The following is a 24,766-nucleotide window of genomic DNA, read 5'->3' on the forward strand; positions in this document are numbered from 1 at the left end:
ACAGGCCCAAGTCTCGCACATGGGTGGTTATTCCCCGTGGTCGCGAACGCTCCAGGTCCGCGCGACACGCTCGGCGAGATCGGCCAGCGCCCGCGCCGGATCACCGAGCGCACGGTCCTCACCCACCGCGTCCACCAGGGAGTACGCCGCCTCGATGCCGAGTGCGCGCGTCTCCCGCGAGCCGAGGCCGACATGGCCGGCCAGGACGACCGTGGGGCGAGCCCGCGCCGCCGCCATCGCCGCCAGCGCCACCGGCACCTTGCCGCCGCGACTGGACGCGTCGAAGGATCCCTCGCCGGTGATCACCAGGTCCACCTCGGTGATCCGGTCGCCGAGGGCGGCGGCCGACGCGATGACCTCCAGGCCGGGCTCCCGGGTGGCCCCGAGCAGGAGCAGGGCGTAGCCGAGGCCGCCGGCGGCCCCGGCGCCCTTCTCCAGGGCCTTGACCCGGCCGGCCAGCGCGGCCAGCTGGGTGAGCGCCAGATCGGCGCGCTGCTGCGCGTCCTCGTCGAGACCCTTCTGGGCACCGAAGACCTTGCTCGCGCCGAAGAGGCCGGTCAGCGGGTTGTCCACGTCGCTGGCGGCGACGATCTCCACGCCCGCCGTCGCTGACGGGTCGGGGAGGGTGAGCGCGGCGATGCCGGCCAATCCTTCCGCGCCGTCGTCGAGCGGTACGTCCGCGGTGGCTCCCAGGGCGGCCAGCAGGCCCGCTCCCCCGTCGTTGGTGCCGCTGCCGCCCAGCCCGATCACGATCCGCTCGGCACCGGTGTCGAGGGCGGCGAGGAGCAGCTCGCCGACGCCGTACGTGCTCGCCCTCTCGCCCCGCTCGCCGCGGGTGAGGTCGATCCCGCAGGCCTGAGCGCTCTCCACGTAGACGGTGCGACCGACGACCAGCACCGTGGCGGGGGTCGGGTCGCCGAAGGGGCCGCGGACGGTGACGGCCTGCAGCTCACCGCCGAGCGCGGCGTACAGCGCATCGACGAATCCGGGGCCGCCGTCGGACAGCGGCGCCAGGTCCAGCACGTCGTGCGGGGCGGTGCGGCGCCACCCGGTCGCGATCGCCTCGGCGGCCTCGGTGGCTGTCAGGGTGCCGGCGTACTTGTCCGGGGCGATGAGCACGCGCATGGGCACACACTAGGGGTCACGGTGGCGCCACCTAGGATGACTCCATGAGCACCGTGGACCTTCCGCTGCTGCCGCTGGGCCGCGGCGTCGATCCTGACTCCGAGCGTGGCGTCGACTGCCCCGGCGACCTGCCGCCCGCCTCGGACCCCGATCTGGTCGAGCGCGCCCGCGCAGCCAAGGAGAAGCTGGGCGAGCGGGTCTTCGTCCTGGGTCACCACTACCAGCGCGACGAGGTCATCCAGTTCGCCGACGTGACCGGCGACTCCTTCAAGCTGGCGAAGGACGCCGCTGCGCGTCCCGACGCCGAGTACATCGTCTTCTGTGGCGTGCACTTCATGGCCGAGTCCGCCGACATCCTCACCAGCGACCGGCAGCAGGTCGTGCTGCCGGACCTGGCCGCCGGCTGCTCGATGGCGGACATGGCTCGCCTGCAGCAGGTCGAGGCCGCCTGGGAGGCGCTCGAGGCCGCTGGCATCGCGGATCAGGTCGTCCCGGTGACGTACATGAACTCCTCGGCCGACATCAAGGCGTTCTGCGGCCGTCACGGCGGCGTGGTCTGCACCTCCAGCAACGCCGAGACGGTGCTCAACTGGGCCTTCGAGCGCGGCTCCAAGGTGCTCTTCCTGCCCGACCAGCACCTCGGGCGCAACACCGCCGTGCTCAAGCTCGGCATCCCGCTGGAGAAGAACGTCGTCTGGAACCCGCGCGCCGCGAACGGCGGGCTGACCGACGAGCAGCTCCAGGACGCCACCATGATCCTGTGGCAGGGCCACTGCTCGGTGCACGGCCGCTTCTCCCCCGACACGATCGACGCGCTGCGCGCCGAGATCCCGGAGATCAACATCATCGTCCACCCGGAGTGCCAGCACTCCGTGGTCACGAAGGCCGACTTGGTCGGCTCGACCGAGTTCATCATCAAGACGATCGAGGAGGCTCCGGCCGGATCGGCGTGGGCGATCGGCACCGAGCTCAACCTGGTGCAGCGGCTCGCGAAGGCCCACCCGGACAAGCGGATCGTCTTCCTCGACAAGACGGTCTGCTACTGCTCGACGATGAACCGCATCGACCTCCCGCACCTGGTCTGGGCGCTCGAGTCCCTCGTCGAGGGCAACGTGGTCAACAAGATCGAGGTGGACGAGCAGACCACGGCCGAGGCCAAGCTCGCGCTGCAGCGCATGCTCGACCTGCCCGGCAAGATCGCGCACCATGACTGACGCGCTGCCCGCCTGTCCCCGCTGCGCCTCGGAGTACGTCTACGAGCTGGGCGACCTGCTGGTCTGCCCGGAATGCGCCCACGAGTGGTCGCCCGCCGAGGAGGCCGACGCCGCTGCCGCCGCCGCGATCCGCGATGTCAACGGCACCGTCCTGGAGGACGGCGACGACGTCGTCATCGCCAAGGACCTGAAGGTCAAGGGCGCCGGCGGTGGCACGATCAAGGTCGGCACCAAGGTCCGCGGCATCCGCCTCATCCAGGGCGTCGGCGACCACGACCTCGAGGCCAAGGTCGACGGCTTCGGCTCGATGCAGCTCAAGTCGAGCGTGGTCCGGAAGGCCTGACACGGCCCGCTGAGCTGCTCGACGCCCGGGTCGCGGGCCGTCAGCCCGGTCGACGGGTCGGACCCGTCACGTGCGCGACGGGCGGGCGACACGGCGGCCCGGCCGGCCTCGCTGCACGCGGATGTTCAGTCCGGGAGGTGTACGCCGAGGGTCGTGCTGCCGGGGCGGGAGTCGAGGGTGACCATGCCGCCGTGTGAGGTCACGATCGCCTGGACCAGCGACAGACCGAGCCCGGCGCCGCCGTCGCGGTGCTCGCGGTGGCGCGACTGGTCGCCGCGGCTGAAGCGCTCGAAGGCGTGGTCGATGAGCTCCGGCGGGAAGCCGGGCCCGTCGTCGTGGACGCTGAAGCCGCCCGGTTGCACGGACACGGTCACGGTGGTCCCGGGCGGGGTGTGCTTGCGGGCGTTGGTGAGCAGGTTGGTGATCACCTGGTGCAGGCGCAAGGGGTCGCCGGTGACGTGCACCGGCGCGGGCTCCTCCGGGTCGCCGTCGGCGGGCAGCACGAGCCGCCAGCGATGCAACGGCCCGATCACACGCGCATCGGAGACCGCCTCGAAGCACAGCTGGGTGAGGTCGACCCGATGCCGCTCCAGGGCACGACCGGAGTCGAGACGCGCGAGCAGCAGCAGGTCCTCGACCAGCGCCGACATGCGGCCCGCCTCCTCCTGCACCTTCGCCAGCGCGGTCTTCGTGGCCTGCTCATCGTCCGGGCGGCCGGCGGCGAGCTCGGTGTAGCCGCGGATCGTCGTCAACGGCGTGCGCAGCTCGTGCGAGGCGTCGGCGACGAACTGGCGGACCTGCTGCTCGCTGCGATGCCGCACCCGCAGGGATGCCTCCACGTGCTGGATGAGGGTGTTGAGCGCCGCGCCGACCTGGCCGACCTCGCTCTCCTCGTCCGTCAGATGCGCCGGCACCCGTACGGTCATCTCGATCGCGCCGGACGCCAACGGGAGCGCAGCGACGGCGTGGGCCGTGCCTGCCACCTCCCGCAGTGGGCGCAGCTGGCGCCGCACCACGACCACGCCGATCGCGCCGGCGACCGCGACGCTGAGCAGGGTCAGGAGCGCCCCCCAGCCGACGAGGTTGTGCAGGGTCGACTCGACGTCGGCGGTCGGCAGCCCCGAGACCTGCAGCATCGACTCGGTCTGCCCGGAGGTGCCGCGTCGCACGATCACCCGGTAGCCACCGAAGCCGGGTACCCGGCGGGTGTGCACCCGGCCGTCGCGCGGGACCGTGAGCAACGCGTCCGTGGCGGTGTCGGAGAGCCCGCGGAACTCGCCCGAGACGTCGGTCAGTACTCCCCCCTGGGCCGGGGTGAAGGAGTTGAGCGGGATGAGCGCCAGCAACGTGCCCGGGCCGTGGTTGTGCGTGTCGGGCGAGCTGATGCTCGTCGGCAGACGCCGTACGTCGTCGTCGAGACGGTCCATCAGGAAACCGCGCATCGCGACCACCGTGAGCACCCCGCTGAGCAGGCACACGACTGCGACCAGGGTGACCGCCGTGACGACCAGCCGCGAGGTCAGCGACACCCAGCCGCGGGAGTGCGACGCGGCCGGCGGGAGGGTGGACACGGGTCAGTCTTGCGTGCCAGGACCGTTCGCGGGGGCGGGTTTGAGGACATAGCCGGCACCGCGCATGGTGTGGATCATCGGCAGACGGCCGGCGTCGATCTTCTTGCGCAGGTAGGAGATGTACAGCTCGACGACGTTGGCCTGACCGCCGAAGTCGTAGTTCCAGACCCGGTCGAGGATCTGTGCCTTGCTCATCACGCGGCGCTGGTTGCGCATCAGGTAGCGCAGCAGCTCGAACTCGGTGGCGGTCAGGCTGATCTCGTCGCCTCCGCGGAAGACCTCCCGGCTGTCCTCGTCGAGCTCGAGATCGCCGACGGTGAGCACCGGCCGGGCCTCGGTACGGCGCGCGCCCGCGCGGCGCATCAGCGCACGCAGCCGGGCCACGACCTCCTCGAGCGAGAAGGGCTTGGTGACGTAGTCGTCACCGCCGGCGGTCAGCCCGGCGATGCGGTCCTCGACGGCGTCGCGGGCGGTGAGGAACACGACCGGGACCTCCGGATCCTCGCGGCGCACCCGGCGCATCACCTCGAGCCCGTCGATGTCGGGCAGCATGATGTCGAGCACGATCGCATCCGGCTCGAAGGTCCGCGCGGTCTGTACGGCCTCGGCGCCGCTCTGCGACGAGCGCACCTCGAAGCCCTCGTAGCGCAGCGCCATCGTGATCAGCTCGGCGATGTTGACCTCGTCATCGACGACGAGGACGCGCAGCGGCGTGCCGTCCGGTCGGGTCAGCTCGGACACAGCAGCGGTCATGGCCCCCAGGTTCCCGCATCGGGCTATGTAAAACCTGTGCGAGCGGCCCTCGAGAGCGGTCAGCCGGCTCGGCCACTGGACCCTCCCCCGAACGCTCCGCTCGGGAGTCCGCCACTCGGGAAGCTCCCGAATCCGCGGGTGGTGCCGGTTTGCCCATCGCTCGTCGGCAGGTCCGCGGAGAGGTCGGCGAGGACGACCTGCTGGCCCGCTGTGAGGCCGTCGGTGATGACCGTGCGGGCGCGCCCGACCAGGCCGGTCGTGACCCGGACCCGGCTGACCTCGCCGTCGGCGTAGACCTGCACCGCGCCGTTGCTCACCGCGGAGGTGGGGACCGTCAGCACGTCGCTGGCCGAGCCGAGGGTGATGTCGACCGCCGCGGTCGAGCCGGCGAGGGCGTCGAGTCCCTGCGCCGCCAGCGTGACCGTCACCGGGTACGTCGTCGTGCCGCTGGACGACGTGGTGGGGATCCGGCTGATCCGGGTGACGGTACCCGGGTGGACATCGTCGGCGCCGGCCACGGTCACGTGGGCCTTCTGACCGACCGCGAGCTGGGTGACCTGGGTGCTGCTCACGCTGAGCTCGACGGTGGTCGTGCCGGGCGCGATCACCACGACCGCGGCGCTGCCCGTGCTCGCCGATCCGCCCTTCGTGACGGACACCTGTGCCACGGTGCCGCCGTGCGGCGCCTTGATCGTGGCCCCGGACAGCGCCTGGGCCGCCTTGATCAGGCTCGCCCGCGCGGCGTCGATCGACGCCTGGTCCTTGGCGAGCGTGGCGGCTGTGACGCTCTGCGCACCGCTGAAGCCACTCGTGCTCGCTGCGCCCGACTGGGCGCCGGACACCGTCTGCTGGGTCTGTTGGGTCGATGCCTGGCTCGCCTGCGTGGTGGTCGCGCCCGTCTTCGTACCGGACTTCGCGCCCGTCTTCGTGGTGCCCTTCTGCTGGCCGGCGGCGGACGGCGCCGGGGCGCTCGAGGTGCCGGCCGACTTGGCGGCGTCGGTCAGCGTCGTCGACAGCGCGGCGAGGGCGTCCTTGAGGTTGCCCGACCCGGAGTACTCCGCGGCCGCGACGGCCTGCTGGGCTGCCTGGACGGCCTCGATCGCGGCCCGGCAGGCGTCGGTGTCCGACGCCTCTACGGCGGCGCTCGGCGCCGAGGACGGATCCGCCGATGCCGACGAGGCGGTGTGGGCCGCGCAGGCGGACTGCTCCTGCGTGAGCGCCTCCTGGGAGGCGGCGATCGCCGTGTCGACCGCCTTCTGGGCGACCTCGACAGCGTGCTGACCGGCAGCCAGCTGAGTCAGGACCTTGCCGGCCGTGGCCGCCGGTGTCGTGGCCGTCGGTGTCGTGGCCGTCGGTGTCGTGGCCGTCGGTGTCGTGGCCGTCGGTGTCGTGGCCGTCGGTGTCGTGGCCGTCGGTGTCGTGGCCGTCGGTGTCGTGGCCGTCGGTGTCGTGGCCGTCGCGCCGGTGCTGGTGGTGGACGTGCTGGTGACCGTGCTCGCCTGGGCGTCCTCGTCCTGGGCGAGTTGCGCCCGCGCGGCGGCGAGCTGTGCGTTCGCCTGGGTGACAGCGGTCTTGAGCGTGGTGGTGTCGAGCGCGGCGAGGAGCTGGCCGCGGGTGACCTTGTCCCCCACGCCGACAGCCAGCCTGGCGACCGTCCCGGAAGCGCCGAAGGCGAGGTCGGAGCGCCCGGAGGGGTCGACCGTGCCCGACAGGGCGAGGATCTGGTCGACGTCGCCGCGGGTGACGCGCGCAGTGCGGTACTCGTCGGGTGCGTCGCTGTGCGCGGCATAGGCGGCGACGCCACCACCCACGACCACGGCGATGACGGCGATGCCGGCGCCGACCCGCACGACGCGAGCACGCCAGCGGCTCGGGCTGGCGGCGGTGGGCTGGTTCATGCCGCGCCGCCCTGGTTGTCGGTGCCCGAGCGCCCGAAGCCGAACCCGACGCTGCACTCACCGTCGACCGGTGCGCTCACGATCAGCTGCGAGGCCGCGACCGTGCCGGTGTCGTCGGCCTGGCCGGTGGCGACCACGCACTGACCGACCTTCAGCGCCGAGGCGTCCGAGGACTTCGTCGTGGTGTACGTGGTCGAGCCGTCGACCGTGACGGTGGTGTCCGTCGTGGTGCCGTCACTGCCCGGGAGGCTGGACTTCACGGTGAGGCTGGTGCCGTGCACGGCGGTGACCGACCCGTTGGCGCCGAGGCCGCCGGGACGGCCCGGGGCACCGCTGGGGCCGCCGCTCGGCATCGCGCCGCCCTGGGCCGGACCGCCGAGGTCGGTGGGGCGGCCGCTGGGCGCACCGCCCGGGAATCCGCCACCGGCACCGCCGCCGAAGCCTGAGGTGCACTGGCCGCCGACCGGCTGGCTGATCCGTACCGTGCCCGCGGTGACCGCGGTCTGGGTGCCGGTGTCGCCGGAGGCGGCCGAGTCCGTACGGGCCGGGGTGATGCTGACGCAGCTGCCGACGGTGACGTCCGTGAGCGCGGCGGCGACCTGCGCGCTGACCGCTGTCTCGCCGGTGAACGTCACCGCGACCTGACCGTCGGTGGCGTTCTGCACCTGCAGGGTGCTGCCCTGCTTGGCGGCGATCTTGCCGCTGGCGCCCGGCATCCGGCCTTGGGTGGCGCCGCCCGATCCGCTCGCACCGGAGCCGGTGGCACCGGTGCTGGTGCTGGCCGACGTGGCCGGCTGGCCCGCGGCCGAGGTGGTGTCGGAGCCCGAGCCGCAGGCCGAGAGCGAGAGGAGGGCGACGGCGGCCGTCGTGGCGGCGGCCCCGGTGATGACGTGGTGGCGGAGGTTCATGGCGGTTTCCTTACTCAGAACGCAGGGCGTCGATGGGGGTGAGGCGGGCGGCGCGGCTGGCTGGATAGACGCCGAAGCCGATGCCGAGGACGAAGGAGGTGAGGAGCGCACCGGTCGTGGCGAGCAGGGACAGCGAGACCGGCTGGTCGATCAGCCCGGGCAGGACCTGGGCGCCCGCCACGGCGATCAGGACACCGACGACGCCCCCGGCGAGTCCCAGCAGGGAGGCCTCGACCAGGAACTGGCGACGGATCACCTTCGGTGCCGCGCCGAGCGCCTTGCGCAGCCCGATCTCGCGGATCCGCTCGGTCACCGATACCAGCATGATGTTCATGACCCCGATGCCGCCGACCAGCAGCGAGATCGCGGCGATGCCGGCCAGCAGGACCGTCATGGTCTTGTTGGTGGAGTTGGCGGTCGCGACCAACGACTGCTGGCTCGCGATCGAGAAGTCGGCCGCCGACGCCGTCACGCCGTGCAGGTTGTCCAGCAGCCCGGTGATCTCCTGGTAGGCGGCGGAGAGCGACCTCTCGCTCCTGGCCTCGACGTAGATCGTCGAGACCGAGGCGTTCGTCGCGCCGGAGAGCCGCTTCGCCGTCGTCATCGGCGTGATCGCCTGGTCGTCCTCGTCGCTTCCGTTGGACGAGGCGCCGCTCGCGGCGAGGACGCCGATCACGGTCAGCTGGGTGCCGTCCACCGCCACGCTCCGGCCCACCGGGCTGACCGGTCCGGCGAAGAGCTCGCTGGCGGTCTCGGAGCCGAGCACCACGACGTGCGCCGCGCTCGTCACCTCGGACTCGGTGAAGAACCGGCCCGCGGAGAGCGTGCGCTTGCGCACCTCCGGCCAGGTCGTCGTCGTCCCGACGACGGAGGTCGTCCAGTTGGTCGTGCCGTTGACCAGGGACGCGTTGGTCGAGGTCTGCGCAGCGACCTGCTTGACGTCGGGGGCGGCCGTCTCGTCGCCGATCGCCTCGGCGTCCTGAAGCGTCAGGGTGGAGGCCGACCCGAACCCGCCGCGTACGCCGGTCGAGCTCGTCGACGAGCCCGGGGAGACGATCAGGAGGTTGGAGCCGAGCGCGCTGATCTGGCTCTTCACCTGGTCCTGGGCGCCCTGGCCGAGGCCGACGGTGAGGATCACCGAGGAGATGCCGATGACGATGCCCAGCATCGTCAGGATGCTGCGCAGCCGGTGAGCGCGGATCGCGTCGCCGCCGGCCCGGAGAGTCTCGAGCCAGTTCATACCGCCGCACCTCCTGATGCGACGAGGGTGTCGGCCGTGATCTGGCCGTCGCGGATCACCAGGTTTCGCTCCGCGCGCGCGGCGACCTCGTGCTCATGGGTGATGAGCACGATGGTGCGCCCCGCTCGGTGCAGCTCGTCGAGCAGACCGAGGACGGCGTCCGTCGAGGCGGAGTCGAGGTTGCCGGTCGGCTCGTCGGCCAGGATCATGTCCGGCTCGGTGACCAGGGCCCGGGCCACCGCGACGCGCTGCTGCTGGCCACCGGAGAGCTCCCCGGGACGATGGTCGATACGGTCGCCGAGCCCCACCCGCTCCAACGCCCGTACCGCCCGAGAGCGACGCTCGGCCCGGCCGGTCCCGGCGTAGATGAGCGGCAGCTCCACGTTGCGCCATGCCGGCAGCGAGGTCAGCAGGTGGAACTGCTGGAAGACGAAGCCGATCCGGCGGTTGCGCACATGTGCCAGCTGCGCCTCGGACATCGTCGAGACGTCCTCGCCGCCGAGGTGGTAAGTGCCCTCGGTCGGGATGTCGAGGCAGCCGAGGATGTTCATCAGGGTGGACTTGCCCGATCCGGAGGGGCCGATCACGGCGACGTACTCGCCCTGGTCGATCCGGATGTCGATGCCGCGTAGCGCCTCGAACTCGAGGCTCCCGCCGCGATAGGTCTTGCGGATCGCGTCCAGCTCGACGACCGCCGTGCTCACTGGCCACCGCCCGGAGCGCCGCCGGGGAACGCGCCGCCGGCCGGGAGGCCGCCGCCGGGGAAGCCGCCGTCGTTGCCGGTCCGGGAGCCACCGGAGCCGCTGCCGGAGCCGCTCGGGATCGTGATGCCGGGAATCTGGACCGTGTCCCCGTCGGCGAGCCCCGAGGTGATCTCGGTGGTCGAGCCGTAGACGGTGCCGACCTCGACCGGAGTCTTGACCGCCTTCCCGCCGACCATCTTCATGACATAGGTCGCGTTGTCGTCGGCCGCGTCCGTCCGGATCGCCCGGCTGCTGACCGTGAGGACGTCGTCGGTCTGCTTGACCGTGATGGACGCCGTGGCGGTGGTGCCGGCGTACACGCTCCGCTGCGCGCCGGTGACGGCGATCTCGACCGGGAACGCCGCCGCGCCGCTGCTGCTGGTCTGGGCGACCAGGCCCACCGAGGACACGGTCCCGTAGATGGGCGCGCTCGCACCGGTCAGCGTGATCTGGGCCTGCATGCCCTTCTTCACGGTGGCGGCATCATCGGCGGACACGGTGGCTGACACGACGAACGCGTTGGTGGAGGTCACCGTCACCGCGGTGCTCGAGGTGGTGCTCCCGGTGCTCGCAGCGCTGGACACGCCGGCGCCGCCGGACCCCGAGCCGCCGGACGACGAGCCGGAGCCGCTGACGACGTCACCGACGGCGAGGTCGATCGATGACACGGTGCCCTTGATCGTCGAGCGCAACACGGCGTCCTTGACGTCCTGGATCGCAGCGTCGAGCTGCGCCTTCGCCGAGAGGACGGCCGTCTGGTCGGCGGCGAGCTGGACGTCGGAGGCATCGGCGTCGACATCGGTGGCGTGCTGGGTGAGCGCGGCGTCGTAGGACGCCCGGGCGGCCGTACGGGAGGCGATCAGCGCACTGTCGTCGACCGCGGCGATCGCCTGGCCCTCGGCCACCCGGTCACCGGCCTTCACATAGACCTTCGTCACCGTGCCGGCGACCGCGAAGTCGAGGTCGGCGGTCCTGGCCGGCTCGATCGTGCCGGTCGCGCTGACCGTCTGCTTGACGGTCCCGGAGCTGGCCTGCGCGGTCAGCGGCGTCGCCGTGGCGGCGTCGTCACCGTGGAGCAGCAGCCAGCTTCCGCCGCTGCCGACGATCACGAGCAGCGCGATCAGGATCGCCCAGCCCCTCTTCCCGGGTCTCACCATGGGTTTGTTCACGACGAGAACACTCGTGACGGGACCTGAGAAAAGCGGGTACGGCTGACACAGACCTGACTGAGACTTGGTGGTCTAGACGTCTCAGAGTCCGGGGCCTCCCCACAGCGCCATCCAGCGGCCGAGGTCGCCCTCCAACGGCAGCTCGTTCTTCAGGGTGTCGCGGATCTGGATCTCGAGCAGGTTGTCGCGCTGATCCGTGCCCGAAGGGGCGAACGGGTAGAACGTGCCCTGCTTGTAGAGATAGACGAGCGCGACCTTCCGGCCGGCGGAGTCCTGGAACGGGATCAGCGAGCAGAGCAGCCCCGGCCCGAAGCCGTCCATCTCCAAGGTCGTGTTGACGGCGTGCAGGTCGGTGCACAGCCCGGTCAGGTCGGGATGGGCCGGGTCGATCTGGTCGTGATCGACCAGCAGCCAGGTGAAGCCGAACGTGTCGGTCTGGGTGCTCACCCGCGGCGCTCCCTCGCCCTGCCCGATGAGCGCGACCAGGTCCTGCTGGGCGTCGGCGAAGCCGGCACCCGCCGCCGCGCGGTAGCAGACCGCGCCGTCGCCGGTCGGCACGAAGCCGAGTGAGGCCTGAAGGGTCAACGCCGCGGACGGCACGCCGAAGAGGGCGTCGAGGTTGGCCTGCTTCGGCTTCGTACGACCGGTGATGCTGTCCCAGAACCCCATGCTCGTCCTAGGCGTTGGGCCGACCGAGCTCGGCCTCGATCCGGGCGAGCTGCGCGAGGCGCTGCTCGAGCGAGGGATGCGTCGAGGTGAGCGTGGCCATCGAGACGCCGCCGATCGCCGGGGCGATGAAGAAGGCGTTCATGTGCTGGGCGGCGCGCAGGTCCTGCTGCGGGATCCGGTTGATCTCGCCGGCGATCTTCTGCAGGGCGCTGGCCAGAGCCCGCGGCTTCATCGTCAGCTGTGCGCCGGCGCGGTCGGCGGCGAGCTCGCGGTAGCGAGACAGCAGCCGCAGCAGCACGAAGCTGACGGCGTACACGACCATCGAGAAGACCAGGACGAGGAGCCAGATCGGGACCCCGCTGTTGTTGTTGCGGCGGTTGCCGCCGCCGAACCACATCCCGTACTGCGCCCCGCGGGTGAGCCCTCCGGCGATGATGCCGGCGCTGGAGGCCACCGTCATCACCAGCACGTCGCGGTGCGCGACATGGGACAGCTCATGGGCGAGCACGCCCTCGAGCTCCTCGGCGTCAAGGCGCTGCATGATGCCGGTCGTGACGACGACGACCGCCCGCGACGGGGAGCGGCCCGTGGCGAACGCGTTCGGCAGGTCGGTGTCGGCGACACCGACGCGCGGCATCGGCATGTCGGCCAGCGTGCAGAGCCGCTGGACCATGCCGTAGAGCTCCGGCGCCTCCTGGGCGGTGACCTCCCGGGCGCGCATCGCCTTCATCGCGACGGTGTCGGAGTTGTACCACTGCCACCAGACCACGCCGAGGCCACCGATGGCGATCAGCACGGCGATGCCCGGGCTGCTCTGCCAGAAGATGCCCATCAGGCCCACGATCAGGACGACGAAGACGAGTCCCATCAGGAACATCACCGTGGTCATCCGGGCGGTGAGCCCGTGGTCGGGCGCGAAGCGGGTACGAGCCATGTCAGCCTGGGATCAGACCGTCATCGGCGAGCATCTCGCGGACCTCGTCCATCGTCGCGTCCGCCGGCGGCAGGATCAGGTCGGACTCGGCCAGGTCGTCCTCCGCGTGCGGGGCGCCGACGGTGCGGACGCCGTCGAGCAGCGCGGCGAGGGCCGTACGGAAGGCGCTCTCGTCGCCGGCCTCGATCGCGGAGGCGACTGTCGAGTCGAGCGCGTTGAGCTGATCGAGCGCGGCGTCCGAGACGTCGTACTGGCCCTCGGTCAGGATCCGGACGATCACGGCTGCGTCTCCGGCTTGACCTCGGTCGCGGTGACGTCGATCGGCGCGGCGGCTGCATCGCCCTGCCCGATCGCCTGCGGAGCGGCCGGGGCGTTGAGGCCCTTGAGCTTGGCGAGCTCCGCCTCCACGTCGGACTGGCTGCTCAGCTCGTTGAGCTGGCGGGCGATGTCGTCGCCCGGAGCGGCGGTGAGGTCGCTGAGCGCGCCCGAGGCGAGCAGCTCGTCGACGGCGCCCGCACGGGCCTGCATCTCGGCCGTCTTGTCCTCGGCACGCTGCATCGCGAGGCCGATGTCGCCCATCTCCTCGCCGATGCCGGCGACGGCGCTGTTGATCTTGGTCTGCGCCTCGGCGGCCGTGTAGGTCGCCTTGATGGTCTCCTTCTTGGTGCGGAAGGCCTCGACCTTGGCCTGCAGCCGTTGCTGGGCCAGGACGAGCTTCTCCTCCTCGCCCTGGAGGTTGGCGTGCTGGGTCTGCAGATCGGTGATCTGCTGGGCGAGCGCCGACTTGCGGGTGAGCGCCTCGCGAGCGAGGTCCTCGCGGCCGACGTTGATCGCCTGCTGGGCCTGGCCCTGAAGCTTGTCGGCCTGCTGCTGCAGCTGGTTCATCTGGAGCTCGACGCGCTTGCGGCTGGTCGCCACGTCCGCGACGCCCTTGCGCACGTTGGTGAGCAGCTCGAGCTGCTTCTGGTAGCTGTAGTCCAGCACCTCACGCGGGTCCTCGGCCTTGTCGAGGGCCTTGTTCGCCTTCGCCTTGAAGATCAGGCTCATCCGCTTCATCAGACTCATGCCCCTGACCCTATTCCGGAACACAAGCGGGGACCACCGGATCTCGGCGCTGCGCGGCTAGGCTGCACGGCAACCTGTCCCGTAGCAGAAGGCTCCTGAGTTGTTCCGTCGCAAGACCGCCGCCACGCACCCCGTCGAGGGCATCTCGACCGACCCGACCGCCGGCGGCGGCAAGGGCCGCCGCACGCCGACGCGCAAGGAGGCCGAGGCCGCCGCCAAGGCCCGCGCCAAGGCGTCCGCGAAGGGCGCCAAGGGTGCCGCTCCCGACCGTGCCGCCCGCGCCCAGAACATGGCGCGGATGCGCACGGCGCTGAAGACCGGGGACGACCGCTACCTGCCGGCCCGGGACAAGGGCCCCGTGCGGCGCTTCGTGCGCGACTTCATCGACGTGAAGATCACCTTCTCGGAGTGGGCGCTGCCGATCGTGATCCTGACGCTGGCCGGCGGCTTCGTCTCCTCGACCCGCGTCGCCCAGGCGATCAGCACCTTCACCACGATCTACATCCTGGTGGTCGCGATCAACCTGATGCTGCTGAGCTTCCAGCTGCGCCGGCAGCTGGCCAAGCGCTTCCCGGGCCAGAGCACCCGTGGGCTGACCTGGTACCTCCTGGCCCGCGCCCTGCAGCTGCGCTGGATCCGCCAGCCGCGCCCGCAGCGCAGCCCGGGCGAGCAGCTGCCCGACACGTACCGCTGACCCAGACGCGACGAAGCCCCGGCCACCGGCCGGGGCTTCGTGCGTTGCTGGCGGGTCAGTCCAGGTTGAGGAAGTGCTCGAGACCCACGGTGAGGCCCGGGTGCTCCGCGATCGCCCGTACGCCGGTCAGGACGCCCGGGGCGAAGGACGCCCGGTCCATCGAGTCGTGTCGGACGGTCAGGGTCTCCCCCGGCCCGCCGAGCACGACCTCCTGGTGCGCGATCATGCCGCGGATGCGCAGGCCGTGGACGTGGATGCCGTCGACGACCGCCCCACGAGCGCCGTCCAGGCTGGCGCCGTCGATGGTGGCGTCCGGGACCGGACCGACGCCCGCCTCGCGGCGGGCGGCGGCGATCAGCTCGGCCGTACGCCGGGCGGTGCCCGACGGAGCGTCGGCCTTGGTCGGGTGATGCAGCTCGATGACCTCGACCGACTCGTAGAACGGCGCCGCGATGGCGGCGAAGCGCATCATCAGGATCGCGCCGATGGAGAAGTTGGGAGCGATCAGCACACCCACGCCGGGCGCGTCGGCCAGCCAGCCGCGCAGCGTGTCGAGCCGCTCGTCGGTGAAACCGGTGGTGCCGACGACGGCATGGATGCCGTTCTTGATGCAGTACTCGAGGTTGCCCATCACCACGTCGGGATGGGTGAAGTCGACCACCACCTGGACACCGGCGTCGGACAGGCCCGTGATCGCGTCCCCAGCGTCGACGCCCGCCGCGAGCTGCAGATCCTCAGCCGCCTCGACGGCCGTACAGATCTCCGAACCGACCTTGCCCCGTGCACCCAGCACGCCTACCTTGATCACCCGCCCTAACCTACCGGGACCGTGCGCCGCCCAGTTCTAGGACCTGTGCGCGCATCGCGCCGGGTGATCTGGCAGGCTTGCCCCCATGGTGGTGCAGACGATTCCGGCGCGGATCCGCTGGGCGGTGGATTTCATGGACATCCAGCCCAGCGACCACATCCTCGAGATCGGGTGTGGTCCGGGTGCCGGCGCGGAGCTGATCTGCAGCCGTCTGGTGACCGGCAAGCTGTTCGCCATCGATCGCTCGGAGTCGGGCGTCGACCGTACGAAGCGCCGCTGCGCCAAGTACATCGAGGCCGGCCGACTGACCGTCCGCCAGATCGACCTCGCCACCCTGCGCGTGCCGGTGAAGCGCTTGCACAAGGTCTTCGCCTTCAACGTCAACCTCTTCTGGGTGCGCGACGCCAGCGCCGAGCTCGCCCTGCTGCATGAGCGGATCCTGCCCGGCGGCAGCGTCTTCATCTTCTTCGAGGCGACCCGCCGCGAGCAGGTCCCCGAGATGATCGAGAAGACCTCGAAGCAGCTCGTCGCGGCCGGCTTCCGGGTCTCGATCATCGACTCGCAGCAGCCGGCCGCCGTCGGGATCATCGGCAAGCGCTGAGCCCCTGCGGGACCGTCCCGGGATCTCCTGGGACGCTGCGCGGAGCACCGGTGAGGCCCTAGAGTCACGCGGTCACGCCCGGCCGGCAAAGGACTACCGCGATGCCTCGATCCACCGTCCCCGTACGCCTCCGCCAGCACTCCAGGCGCATCAGAGCGGTGATCGTCGGCGGGATCGCTGCCCTCAGCCTCGCCCTGCCCGCTATCGCGGCCAATGCGGACGAGACTCCGGTCGTCACCGGGACACTCATGGGCAGCGCGTCCCCAGCCGCAGCCGGCGGGGTGATGGCGGTCTGGCAGCGTGTCGCTACGACCTGGACGCAATACGGCTTCGCCGACGTCGACGCGGACGGCGACTACGCCGCCGCCGTTCCCGTCGGCGGGACCTACGCGGTCACCTTCGACGACGCTCAGCTCGGCGAGCACAACATCAATGCTGATGGCGCCCTCGGTCGGCCACGTGATGCTCAGCCGGGCGTCTCGGTCCCGGACATCGAGGGGGCCGTCCTCGACTTCCCGTTCCCGCAGCTCACCGCCTCCCTCACCGTCAGCGGCGTGACGGATGCGGACGGCGTCGCTATCCCGTCGCCGAGCCTCGGCCTCTACGCGCTGATCGATGAGGGCGACGGGCCAGGCTGGACGAACCTCAACGTCGCGCCCACGCTGAACGCGATCACAGGCGCTCAGCAGTTCACGGGTCTCCCGTCCGGCACGTACGCGGTCACGCTGCACGGGACCGGGGCCGACGATCACCTCTACCTCTCCGATGGCAGCCAGGTGAAGGCCTGGGACACCATTCCCCCGACCGACGATTCCTTCGGGCTAGCGCTCACCAGCTCGTCGCATCCGAACATCGACGTCGCCCTCGGGCACACCCCGCCGCCGGTCGTCTACGTGCCGCCGGCCGATCCGTCGCCGACCCCGTCGAGCTCAGCCAGCCCGAGCCCGTCCCCGAGCACGTCGCCCACCCCGACGAAGACGCCGCTGCCATCGACCCCGCCGTCCTTCGAGCCGGTCCCGATCACCAAGGTGCCCTCCAGCCTGGTCCTGACGCCGAGCCTGCCGGCCTTCCCACCGATCGCGGTGGTACCCACGACGGGTTACGGCGCTGCGTCCCTCGGCCTGCCGCAGCCCGTCCCGAAGGACCAGAACGCGGTCAACCAGGCCCTCGCCAACGAGATCGGCCTCGCCATCACGCAGTCGGGCGGCCAGCAGAGCGGACCGACGATCTCGGCGAACGTGAGCTCACCGCCGAACAGGGCGCCGGGCCTCTACCTGTCGGTCCTCGATGGGATCATCTCGGTCTCCAACACCGGCGGCTCCCAGGTGTTCGCAGCCGGACAGTTCGGCTTCGTCCCGACCGCCCAGACGCCGCCGGTGATCCTGCCGTCCAACCCCGGCCTGCTGTTCTTGCCGCCGCCGGCGTTCACCCAGAGCGTCACCACTGCCACCACCAAGGCCACGAAGCCGGCCGGCGTCGACTGCGAGGTGCGGCGCGTCGGCGCCGGGATCGTCACCGCGAGCGACACCAAGGACCCGATCGACACCAAGGGTCCGGGCGTGAAGCAGTCGCCGACGGCGGCGGCGCCCCCGCCCACGAAGATGTACTGCAACCGGATCGCGGTAGGACGGACCAGCGCGGCGCGCTCCCACCGCGCCCGCTGGCACCGCCACGACACGGTCACGGTCCAGCACGGTCAGCGGCGCGTCCACATGCCCCTGGAGCTGCTGCACGGCCCCGGCTGGTACCGGATCGTGACGACGTACCACGTGGTGCTGCGCTTCACCGCACACAGCACAGTGCACGGCAAGCGTCTCAAGCACCCCGTCCACGTGCAGCGGCCGGCCGCGATCCGCAGCATCGCCTACCTGCACGTCACCCGGCCGTAGCGGAGACGACGAGAGGTCACCTCTCGCACTGCGAGAAGTGACCTCTCGACCCGATCAGGGGCCGACGACCGCCAGGATCTCAGGACGGGCGAAGATCTCCGCGACCGCCTGGCACTCCTCGACGGTGACGCCGGAGATCCGGTCGAGCACCTGGTCGATGGTCATCAGGGTGTCGTGCACCAGCTCGGCCTTGCCGAGCCGCGACATCCGGGAGGCCGGGTCCTCGAGGCCCAGCACGAGTCCGCCACGCAGCTGGCCCTTGCCCCGCAGGAGCTCCTCGGGGGTGATGCCGCCGGAGGCGACCGTACGGAGCTCGGCGCGGACCACGTCCAGGACCTGGTCGACCTTGCTCGGCAGGCAACCGACCCCGACGCCCACGACGCCGCTCTCGGCGTGCGCGCCCGCGAAGGAGTAGACCGAGTAGGCCAGGCCCCGGTGCTCGCGGACCTCCTGGAAGAGGCGCGACGAGGTGCCACCGCCCAGGGCCGCGTTGACGATCCCGAGCGCGAAGCGACGGTCGTCGTCGCGCCACAGGCCCTCCATCCCGAGGACCAGGTTGACCTGCTCGTACGGCTTGGTGACCCGCACCTCGCCCGGGTGCACGGCCAGAGGCGAGCCGGTGCGCGGCGGGATCGGCGAGGCGGTCCCGTCGAGGAAGCCGCCGCGGGCGAAGGCGCGCTCCACCTGCTCGACGACCTCGCCGTGGCGCAGGTTGCCGGCCACCGAGATGACGATGTTCTCGGGGCGGTAGTGCGCGCGGTAGAACGCGTCGATCTGATCGCGGGTCATCCCCTCGATCGACTCCTCCGTGCCGGCGATCCCCCGGCCCAGGGGCGAGTCGAGACCCCAGGCCTGAGCGGCGAAGAGGTTGTGCACCACGTCGTCCGGATCGTCGTCGTGCATGGCGATCTCGTCGAGGATGACGTCCCGCTCGGCCTCGACGTCCTCGTCGGTGATCAGCGAGGACGTGATCATGTCGCCCAGCACGTCGACCGCCAGCGGCAGATCCTCGTCGAGGACGCGCGCGTGGAAGCAGGTGTACTCCTTGGCGGTGAAGGCGTTGAACTCGCCGCCGACCGCGTCCAGGGCGACCGAGATGTCGAGCGCGCTGCGCTCGCCGGTGCCCTTGAAGAGCAGATGCTCGAGGAAGTGCGAGCAGCCGTGCGTGGTCGGCTCGCCCGCGGCGGTCGTCTCGTCGCACGAGCCCGTGCCGACCCAGACGCCGACGGCGGCCGAGCGGACGGTGGGCATCTCCTCGGTGACGATGCGCAGGCCGCTGGCCAGGACGGTGCGACGCACGCCGGGCTCGAGCTCCCAGGTGGTCCCGGCGGGCTGGGCCGCGCCGGAGTCGCTCAGGTCACGCGGGTCGGGGTGGCCAGAGCCGGACGGCCGGCCAGCAGTTGCCTGCTGACCGGCCGCCCGGATGACGCTGTCATGCTCGGTCACTCGTCGCCAGACTCCACAGCGCCCTCAGCCGAAACCTCAGCGTCCGTGCCCTCGACGACCGGAGCCAGCGAGAGCTTGCCGCGGTCGTCGATCTCGACGATCTCGACCTGGATCTTCTGGCCGACCTCGACGACGTCCTCGACCGACTCGATGCGCTTGCCGTCGTTGAGAGCCTTGAGCTTCGTGATGTGAAGCAGGCCGTCCTTGCCGGGGAGCAGCGAGACGAAGGCGCCGAAGTTGGTCGTCTTCACGACGGTACCGAGGTAGCGCTCGCCGATCTCGGGCATCGTCGGGTTGGCGATGGCGTTGACCGCCTGGCGGGCGGCCTCGGCGGCCTCGCCGTTGGTCGCGCCGATGTAGACGGTGCCGTCGTCCTCGATGGAGAGGGTCGCGCCGGTGTCGTCCTGGATCTGGTTGATCACCTTGCCCTTCGGGCCGATGACCTCGCCGATCTTGTCGACGGGGACCTTGACGGTGATGATGCGCGGCGCGTGCACCGACATCTCCTCCGGGGCCGCGATGGCCTCGTTCATGACACCGAGGATGGCCGTACGGGCGTCCTTGGCCTGGTTGAGGGCCGCAGCGAGGACCTCGGCCGGGATGCCGTCGAGCTTGGTGTCGAGCTGGAGCGCGGTGACGAACTCCGGCGTGCCGGCGACCTTGAAGTCCATGTCGCCGAACGCGTCCTCGGCGCCGAGGATGTCGGTCAGCGCGACGTACTCGGTCTTGCCGTCGATCTCACCGGAGATCAGACCCATGGCGATGCCGGCGACCGGAGCCTTCAGCGGGACACCGGCCTGGAGCAGGGACAGCGTCGAGGCGCAGACCGAGCCCATCGAGGTGGAGCCGTTGGAGCCCATCGCCTCGGAGAGCTGGCGGATCGCGTAGGGGAACTCCTCGCGCGAGGGCAGCACCGGCAGGAGAGCGCGACGCGCCAGGGCGCCGTGGCCGACCTCGCGACGCTTCGGGGAGCCGACGCGGCCCGTCTCGCCGGTGGAGAACGGCGGGAAGATGTACTTGTGCATGTACCGGCGGTGCTTCTCCGGCGACAGGGTGTCGAGCTGCTGCTCCATCTTGAGCATGTCGAGGGTCGTGACGCCCAGGATCTGGGTCTCGCCACGCTCGAACAGCGCCGAGCCGTGCACGCGCGGGATCACGTCGACCTCGGCGTGCAGCGGGCGGATGTCAGCCAGACCACGGCCGTCGATGCGGATCTTGTCGCGCAGGACCCGCTCACGGATGACCGACTTGTTGACGCTGCGGAAGGCAGCGCCGATCTCGCCCTCGCGGCCCTCGAACTGACCGGCGACCTTGTCGAGCAGAGCGGCCTTGATGTCGTCGAGCTTGGCCTCGCGCTCCTGCTTCGGGCCGATCTGCATCGCGGCGGCGACGTCGGCGGCACAGGCGGCCTCGACGGCGGCGTACACGTCGTCCTGGTAGTCCAGGAAGATCGGGAAGTCGGCAACCGGCTTGGCGGCCTGCTTGGCGAGCTCGGCCTGGGCCTCGACGAGCTGCTTGATGAACGGCTTGGCCGCATCGAGACCGCTCGCGACGACCGGCTCGGTCGGCGCCTGGGCGCCCGCGGCGATGAGGTCGAAGACCTGCTCGGTGGCCTCGGCCTCGACCATCATGACGGCGACGTCACCGGTGTCGGTGACGCGGCCGGCGACGACCATGTCGAAGACGGCGTTCTCGAGCTGGCTGTGGTTCGGGAAGGCGACCCACTGGCCCTCGATCAGGGCGACGCGGACGCCACCGACCGGACCGGAGAACGGCAGGCCGGAGAGCTGGGTCGACATCGACGCGGCGTTGATCGCGAGCACGTCGTACGGGGTGTCCGGGTTGAGCGCCATCACGGTGATGACGACCTGGACCTCGTTGCGCAGACCCTTCTTGAAGGTCGGGCGCAGGGGGCGGTCGATGAGGCGGCACGCGAGGATGGCGTCCTCGCCCGGGCGACCCTCGGAACGGAAGAAGGAGCCGGGGATCTTGCCCGCGGCGTACATCCGCTCCTCGACGTCGATGGTCAGGGGGAAGAAGTCGAAGTGGTCCTTCGGCTGCTTCGAGACGGTGGTGGCCGACAGCAGCATGGTGTCGTCGTCCAGGTAAGCGGTCACGGAGCCGGCGGCCTGGCGAGCGAGCAGACCGGTCTCGAACTTGACCGTGCGCTTGCCGAACTTGCCGTTGTCGAGAACGGTCTCGACGGCAGAGATGACGGGTTCAGTCACAGATTTTTCTCTTGTCCTACGTCGGAGGCGTCGCGCCTCCGTAATGGATTAGTCGTGTACACCCCCAGACTACTGACATCCGGCGACAATGCAGAACAGGCGGCTCCCCCGAAGGGGAACCGCCTGTCCAGACGCTTGCGATCAAGCAGAGATCAACGGCGCAGGCCGAGACGCTCGATGATCGAGCGGTAGCGCTCGATCTCCGACTTCTGCAGGTAGTTGAGCAGACGACGGCGCTGGCCCACGAGCAGGAGCAGACCACGACGGCTGTGGTGGTCGTGCTTGTGCTGCTTGAGGTGCTCGGTCAGGTGCGAGATGCGGTGCGAGAGCAGCGCGATCTGGACCTCCGGCGAACCGGTGTCGCCCTCAGACTTGCCGTACTCAGCGATGATCTTCTTCTTGGTCTCCGCGTCGGTACCGATCGACATACGGGGCTCCTCTCGACTCGTTGCGCGGCGCGCCCGGGCCTGTTCACCGGGGCACTCTTTATCCGCGGCCGTTGGACGGCAACCGGAAGAGATTAACAGCGCGGTGCCGTGCGGACCGAATCGCGTGGCACGATGCCAGGCATGAGACGTCTCGGGCTCATCGCCGTCCTCCTCTCCGTCCTGCTGCCCCTGCTCGGCACACCGACGACCGCGTCGGCCCGGGTCGTGCATCCGCGGCAGGCCGACTTCACGAGCCTCGTGCCGGCGAGCACGACGCAGGTCGTCCGTACGATCTCCTCCCACCGCTGGTGCAAGCAGGTCTGGTGCACCGTCACCCAGGCGTGGGAGAGGCGGGGCGAGGAGTGGACGCTGCGGCGTCAGTTCCGCTCCACGATCGGCGTACGCGGCTGGGGCAAGACCCACGAGGGCGACCTGCGCTCCCCCGTCGGCGTCCTCTCGGTCGTGGTGACGTTCTCCACCAGCAAGCGGCCCGGCGCGATGCCGTGGCGACGGCGCACGCCGACCTCGATCGTCTCGTCGGCGGCCGGACGGAACTACAACACCTGGATCAACGTCCCCGGCGTGACCAGCGGCAACCGCCCCTCGATGCGCTGGGGGTGGTGGACGAGCTACAACAACCCCCGCCTCACGCCCGGCGTCGGCTCCGCGCCCGTGCCCGGCAGGGGCAGCGGGATCTTCTATCACACCTCCAAGCCCGGACACCGGTGGGAACCGACGCAGGGCTGCACCCAGGTCGGCGACCCGAGGTCGATGCACTGGTTGGCCCGCTGGCTGAGGCCAGGGGCCAACCCGCGCATCGTGCAGGACCGGTAAAGAGGCCCCTCAGACGGTCCCGCCGACAGCCGTGACGAGCTCGGGCTCCTCGACCCGTACGCCCGCGGGGACCGCGATCCTGCCGGGCCACCAGGCCTTCTCGCCGAGCAGGACCAGGGCGGCCGGCAGCAGCACCTGACGCACCAGGGTCGCGTCGAGGAAGATCGCGACGGCCAGGCCCACGCCCAGCGTCTTCATCTCCAGCATGCTCAGCGTCGCGAAGATCGCGAAGACCGAGACCATCACCGCTGCCGCACTGGTGACGACGCCCGAGGTGTCGGCGATCCCGCGCTGCACCGCGAGGCGCGGCGGGAGGCCGGCGGCGACGTGCTCACGCACCCGGCTGAGCACGAAGACGTGGTAGTCCATCGAGAGCCCGACCAGCACGACCATCACGAACAGCGGCAGCCAGTTGACCAGGAAGCCCGGTGACTCGAAGCCCAGCAGCCCGGAGGCGAAGCCGTGCTGGAAGACCAGGGTCAGCACGCCGAACGCCACCCCGACCGAGGCCAGGTTGAGCACGCAGGTCAGCAGCGCCAGCGTGATGCTGCGGAAGGCCAGACCCATCATCAGCACCGTCAGCAGCAGCACCATCCCGATCACCCACGGCATCCGGTCGTGCAGCCGCTGGGTGGTGTCGTGGTCCTGGGCGGCCCCGCCACCGACGTACGCGGTCCGGGCGCCCATCGTCGCCGGGACGATCCGGTCACGCAGGTGCAGCACCGCGTCGTCGACCCGCGGGTCGTCATCGGCGTAGCGGGTGGTGAGGCCGAGCACCGCGACGCTGCCGTCCTTCGCGATCCGGATGTCGGCCGGGGCGGCCTCGAAGTCGGACGTCTTGCCCGCCGCGGCCGCGAGCTCCTCCAGGTCCGCGCGGACCGCGTCGGTCTGGCTGGACGCCGACACCGGTACGACCACGTCGACGCCGGCCAGCTGCGAGGGGAAGGCGGACTCGATCGCGCGGTAGGTCTGCACCGACGCGATGTCGGCGGGAAGGGTGGCGAGGTTGGAGGTGTGGATCTTCATCCCGAGCGCCGGGGCGGACAGGCCGAGCACCACGACCGTACCGGCGACGAGCGCCACCACGGGCCGGCGCAGCACGGGGCCGAGCAGGCGCGAGCTGATCGCACCGGTGCCCACCCGGCGGGTGAGGCGCCACAGCAGCGGGATCCGCGGCCGGTCGACCCAGCGGCCCAGGCCGCCGAGGAGGGCGGGCAGGACGGTGAGCGAGCCGAGCACGGCGACCGCCACCACGACGATGGCGCCACTGGCCAGGGAGCTGAACGTGACGTCGCCGATGAGGTAGAGCCCGGCCATCGAGGCGATGACCGCGCCGCCGGAGACGAGGATCGAGTGCCCGGAGGTGGCCGCGGCGATCTCGATGGCGTCGGCGTGCGTGCGCCCGGCGGCCCGCTCGGCGCGCTCCCGCTTGAGGTAGAACAGCGAGTAGTCGACGCCGACCGCCATGCCGATCAGCACGATCATGCTGTTCACCGACGAGTCGGCGTGGATGAGGTGGGAGATCGGAGCCATCAGGCCCATGGTGGCCGCGACGCTGGTCAGCGCCACCACGACCGGGATACCGGCCGCGATGAGCGCGCCGAAGGTCAGCAGCATCAGGATCAGCGTGATCGGCAGGCTCGTCGTCTCGGCCGAGGACAGGTCGTCGCTGACCCGCGCGTTGATGGCGTCGTCGAGCGACACGTCGCCGGTCTGGCGGATCGTCAGCTCGGGGTGCGCCTCCTGCGCCGCGTCGGTCGCCGCCTGGAGTGCGCTGACGTCGTCGGTGTCCTTGCGCAGGTCGATGCTCACCAGCGACGCCTTCCCGTCCGGGCTGGTCACCGGGTCCTGGACCTGGGCGACGCCGGCGAGGCCGTGGAGGCTGCTCGCGAGCGACGCGGTCGCACCGGCCCGCTCGGCGGCCGTACCGCCGGTGACGAGCACGTGCTCGGCGTCCGGGGCCTCCATCCCGGCACCGCGAACGAGCGCCGCGGCATGGCCCGAGTCGCCGGTGTCGTAGTCGGCGTCGGTGGTCTGGGTGGCGGGGATCGCGACGGCGAGGCCGACCGCGAGGACGACGAAGGCGAACCAGGCGGCGATGGCCCGCCAGGGGTGGGTGGCGCTCCAGCGGGCGATCCGCAGCGGCAGTCCGGAACGTGCGGCGTGCATCTCGGTGCTCATCTCAGGCTCCTTGGTTGAGGGGTGT

General features: G+C 71.0%; 23 protein-coding genes. 6 read left to right on the plus strand and 17 right to left on the minus strand.

Annotation, left to right across the window (positions count from 1 at the left end):
• Positions 1-27: 27 nt before the first annotated feature.
• The gene (locus KSO98_RS14070) at positions 28-1,125 is read right to left on the minus strand and encodes a glycerate kinase family protein (RefSeq protein WP_225286277.1); all 1,098 of its coding nucleotides are present in this window, start codon (positions 1,123-1,125) and stop codon (positions 28-30) included.
• A 44-nt stretch (positions 1,126-1,169) separates the two neighbouring features.
• Between KSO98_RS14070 and nadA the strand changes: the two genes are divergently transcribed.
• Both nadA and KSO98_RS14080 read left to right on the plus strand, forming a co-directional pair.
• Entirely contained in the window at positions 1,170-2,339 is a 1,170-nt protein-coding gene (gene nadA, locus KSO98_RS14075) for a quinolinate synthase NadA (protein WP_225286278.1), read from the plus strand.
• Entirely contained in the window at positions 2,332-2,682 is a 351-nt protein-coding gene (locus KSO98_RS14080) for a zinc ribbon domain-containing protein YjdM (RefSeq protein ID WP_225286279.1), read from the plus strand. The genes nadA and KSO98_RS14080 overlap by 8 nt, the downstream gene beginning before the upstream one ends.
• Before the next feature lie 125 nt (positions 2,683-2,807).
• Here KSO98_RS14080 and KSO98_RS14085 read toward each other — a convergent pair whose 3' ends face one another.
• The 11 genes from KSO98_RS14085 to KSO98_RS14140 form a co-directional block, all read right to left on the minus strand.
• Positions 2,808-4,253, minus strand: coding sequence for a sensor histidine kinase (locus KSO98_RS14085; RefSeq protein ID WP_225286280.1), 1,446 nt, complete (start codon positions 4,251-4,253; stop codon positions 2,808-2,810).
• A 3-nt stretch (positions 4,254-4,256) separates the two neighbouring features.
• A complete protein-coding gene (locus tag KSO98_RS14090) occupies positions 4,257-5,006 on the minus strand; it encodes a response regulator transcription factor (RefSeq protein WP_308012770.1) in 750 nt (249 codons plus the stop codon).
• Between the two features lie 59 nt (positions 5,007-5,065).
• Positions 5,066-6,904: an efflux RND transporter periplasmic adaptor subunit gene (locus KSO98_RS14095; RefSeq protein WP_225286281.1), complete on the minus strand. Its 1,839-nt coding sequence runs from the start codon at positions 6,902-6,904 to the stop codon at positions 5,066-5,068.
• On the minus strand, positions 6,901-7,812 hold the full coding sequence (locus KSO98_RS18685) for a hypothetical protein (protein WP_263642778.1): 912 nt from the start codon (positions 7,810-7,812) through the stop codon (positions 6,901-6,903). The genes KSO98_RS14095 and KSO98_RS18685 overlap by 4 nt, the downstream gene beginning before the upstream one ends.
• Before the next feature lie 10 nt (positions 7,813-7,822).
• Positions 7,823-9,052, minus strand: a complete 1,230-nt coding sequence (locus tag KSO98_RS14110; RefSeq protein ID WP_225286283.1) for an ABC transporter permease — start codon at positions 9,050-9,052, stop codon at positions 7,823-7,825.
• Positions 9,049-9,756: an ABC transporter ATP-binding protein gene (locus KSO98_RS14115; RefSeq protein WP_225286284.1), complete on the minus strand. Its 708-nt coding sequence runs from the start codon at positions 9,754-9,756 to the stop codon at positions 9,049-9,051. The genes KSO98_RS14110 and KSO98_RS14115 overlap by 4 nt, the downstream gene beginning before the upstream one ends.
• Positions 9,753-10,952 (minus strand): efflux RND transporter periplasmic adaptor subunit, encoded by a 1,200-nt coding sequence (locus KSO98_RS14120; RefSeq protein ID WP_225286285.1) that lies wholly within the window; start codon positions 10,950-10,952, stop codon positions 9,753-9,755. The genes KSO98_RS14115 and KSO98_RS14120 overlap by 4 nt, the downstream gene beginning before the upstream one ends.
• Positions 10,953-11,045: 93 nt before the next feature.
• Complete coding sequence (pspAB, locus tag KSO98_RS14125; RefSeq protein WP_225286286.1) at positions 11,046-11,633, minus strand: PspA-associated protein PspAB; 588 nt, start codon at positions 11,631-11,633, stop codon at positions 11,046-11,048.
• A 7-nt stretch (positions 11,634-11,640) separates the two neighbouring features.
• Positions 11,641-12,567: a zinc metalloprotease HtpX gene (htpX, locus tag KSO98_RS14130; RefSeq protein WP_225286287.1), complete on the minus strand. Its 927-nt coding sequence runs from the start codon at positions 12,565-12,567 to the stop codon at positions 11,641-11,643.
• 1 nt (position 12,568) lies between these two features.
• Entirely contained in the window at positions 12,569-12,847 is a 279-nt protein-coding gene (gene pspAA, locus KSO98_RS14135; protein ID WP_225286288.1) for a PspA-associated protein PspAA, read from the minus strand.
• Positions 12,844-13,632 (minus strand): PspA/IM30 family protein, encoded by a 789-nt coding sequence (locus tag KSO98_RS14140; RefSeq protein ID WP_225286289.1) that lies wholly within the window; start codon positions 13,630-13,632, stop codon positions 12,844-12,846. Before KSO98_RS14140 ends, pspAA begins: the two co-directional genes overlap by 4 nt.
• 100 nt (positions 13,633-13,732) lie before the next feature.
• On the opposite strand from KSO98_RS14140, the gene KSO98_RS14145 reads away from it, so the two are divergent.
• Positions 13,733-14,326, plus strand: coding sequence for a DUF3043 domain-containing protein (locus KSO98_RS14145; protein ID WP_225286290.1), 594 nt, complete (start codon positions 13,733-13,735; stop codon positions 14,324-14,326).
• A gap of 55 nt (positions 14,327-14,381) precedes the next feature.
• Here the strand turns inward: KSO98_RS14145 and dapB are convergent, their stop codons facing one another.
• Positions 14,382-15,134: a 4-hydroxy-tetrahydrodipicolinate reductase gene (dapB, locus tag KSO98_RS14150; protein WP_225286291.1), complete on the minus strand. Its 753-nt coding sequence runs from the start codon at positions 15,132-15,134 to the stop codon at positions 14,382-14,384.
• An 85-nt stretch (positions 15,135-15,219) separates the two neighbouring features.
• Between dapB and KSO98_RS14155 the strand changes: the two genes are divergently transcribed.
• Positions 15,220-15,735 carry a class I SAM-dependent methyltransferase gene (locus tag KSO98_RS14155; protein WP_225286293.1) on the plus strand — a complete coding sequence of 172 codons (516 nt, stop codon included), beginning with the start codon at positions 15,220-15,222 and terminating at the stop codon, positions 15,733-15,735.
• Between the two features lie 101 nt (positions 15,736-15,836).
• Positions 15,837-17,624, plus strand: a complete 1,788-nt coding sequence (locus tag KSO98_RS14160) for a hypothetical protein (RefSeq protein WP_225286294.1) — start codon at positions 15,837-15,839, stop codon at positions 17,622-17,624.
• Positions 17,625-17,678: 54 nt separating this feature from the next.
• Here the strand turns inward: KSO98_RS14160 and KSO98_RS14165 are convergent, their stop codons facing one another.
• The 3 genes from KSO98_RS14165 to rpsO all read right to left on the minus strand — a co-directional run bounded on the left by KSO98_RS14165 (position 17,679) and on the right by rpsO (position 21,726).
• The gene (locus tag KSO98_RS14165) at positions 17,679-19,070 is read right to left on the minus strand and encodes a M16 family metallopeptidase (protein WP_225286295.1); all 1,392 of its coding nucleotides are present in this window, start codon (positions 19,068-19,070) and stop codon (positions 17,679-17,681) included.
• A complete protein-coding gene (locus tag KSO98_RS14170; RefSeq protein WP_225286296.1) occupies positions 19,067-21,298 on the minus strand; it encodes a polyribonucleotide nucleotidyltransferase in 2,232 nt (743 codons plus the stop codon). The genes KSO98_RS14165 and KSO98_RS14170 overlap by 4 nt, the downstream gene beginning before the upstream one ends.
• 152 nt (positions 21,299-21,450) lie before the next feature.
• Complete coding sequence (gene rpsO / locus KSO98_RS14175; protein WP_225286297.1) at positions 21,451-21,726, minus strand: 30S ribosomal protein S15; 276 nt, start codon at positions 21,724-21,726, stop codon at positions 21,451-21,453.
• A gap of 141 nt (positions 21,727-21,867) precedes the next feature.
• Between rpsO and KSO98_RS14180 the strand changes: the two genes are divergently transcribed.
• On the plus strand, positions 21,868-22,560 hold the full coding sequence (locus KSO98_RS14180) for a hypothetical protein (protein WP_225286298.1): 693 nt from the start codon (positions 21,868-21,870) through the stop codon (positions 22,558-22,560).
• A gap of 9 nt (positions 22,561-22,569) precedes the next feature.
• Here the strand turns inward: KSO98_RS14180 and KSO98_RS14185 are convergent, their stop codons facing one another.
• The gene (locus KSO98_RS14185; protein WP_225286299.1) at positions 22,570-24,741 is read right to left on the minus strand and encodes an MMPL family transporter; all 2,172 of its coding nucleotides are present in this window, start codon (positions 24,739-24,741) and stop codon (positions 22,570-22,572) included.
• Positions 24,742-24,766 lie beyond the last annotated feature (25 nt).

The sequence above is a fragment of the Nocardioides nematodiphilus genome (assembly GCF_020216525.1).
In the GTDB taxonomy this organism is placed as follows: Bacteria; Actinomycetota; Actinomycetes; order Propionibacteriales; family Nocardioidaceae; genus Nocardioides; species Nocardioides nematodiphilus.

Excerpts from the sequence above, each read along its gene's own strand:
- KSO98_RS14160 (WP_225286294.1), top strand. The coding sequence starts at position 15,837 with ATGCCTCGATCCACCGTCCCCGTACGCCTCCGCCAGCACTCCAGGCGC.
- rpsO (WP_225286297.1), bottom strand. The coding sequence starts at position 21,726 with ATGTCGATCGGTACCGACGCGGAGACCAAGAAGAAGATCATCGCTGAG.
- KSO98_RS14110 (WP_225286283.1), bottom strand. The coding sequence starts at position 9,052 with ATGAACTGGCTCGAGACTCTCCGGGCCGGCGGCGACGCGATCCGCGCT.
- KSO98_RS14080 (WP_225286279.1), top strand. The coding sequence starts at position 2,332 with ATGACTGACGCGCTGCCCGCCTGTCCCCGCTGCGCCTCGGAGTACGTC.
- KSO98_RS14070 (WP_225286277.1), bottom strand. The coding sequence starts at position 1,125 with ATGCGCGTGCTCATCGCCCCGGACAAGTACGCCGGCACCCTGACAGCC.
- KSO98_RS14140 (WP_225286289.1), bottom strand. The coding sequence starts at position 13,632 with ATGAGTCTGATGAAGCGGATGAGCCTGATCTTCAAGGCGAAGGCGAAC.
- KSO98_RS14155 (WP_225286293.1), top strand. The coding sequence starts at position 15,220 with ATGGTGGTGCAGACGATTCCGGCGCGGATCCGCTGGGCGGTGGATTTC.
- KSO98_RS14185 (WP_225286299.1), bottom strand. The coding sequence starts at position 24,741 with ATGAGCACCGAGATGCACGCCGCACGTTCCGGACTGCCGCTGCGGATC.
- pspAB (WP_225286286.1), bottom strand. The coding sequence starts at position 11,633 with ATGGGGTTCTGGGACAGCATCACCGGTCGTACGAAGCCGAAGCAGGCC.
- KSO98_RS14180 (WP_225286298.1), top strand. The coding sequence starts at position 21,868 with ATGAGACGTCTCGGGCTCATCGCCGTCCTCCTCTCCGTCCTGCTGCCC.
- htpX (WP_225286287.1), bottom strand. The coding sequence starts at position 12,567 with ATGGCTCGTACCCGCTTCGCGCCCGACCACGGGCTCACCGCCCGGATG.
- KSO98_RS14095 (WP_225286281.1), bottom strand. The coding sequence starts at position 6,904 with ATGAACCAGCCCACCGCCGCCAGCCCGAGCCGCTGGCGTGCTCGCGTC.
- KSO98_RS18685 (WP_263642778.1), bottom strand. The coding sequence starts at position 7,812 with ATGAACCTCCGCCACCACGTCATCACCGGGGCCGCCGCCACGACGGCC.
- nadA (WP_225286278.1), top strand. The coding sequence starts at position 1,170 with ATGAGCACCGTGGACCTTCCGCTGCTGCCGCTGGGCCGCGGCGTCGAT.
- KSO98_RS14120 (WP_225286285.1), bottom strand. The coding sequence starts at position 10,952 with ATGGTGAGACCCGGGAAGAGGGGCTGGGCGATCCTGATCGCGCTGCTC.
- KSO98_RS14090 (WP_308012770.1), bottom strand. The coding sequence starts at position 5,006 with ATGACCGCTGCTGTGTCCGAGCTGACCCGACCGGACGGCACGCCGCTG.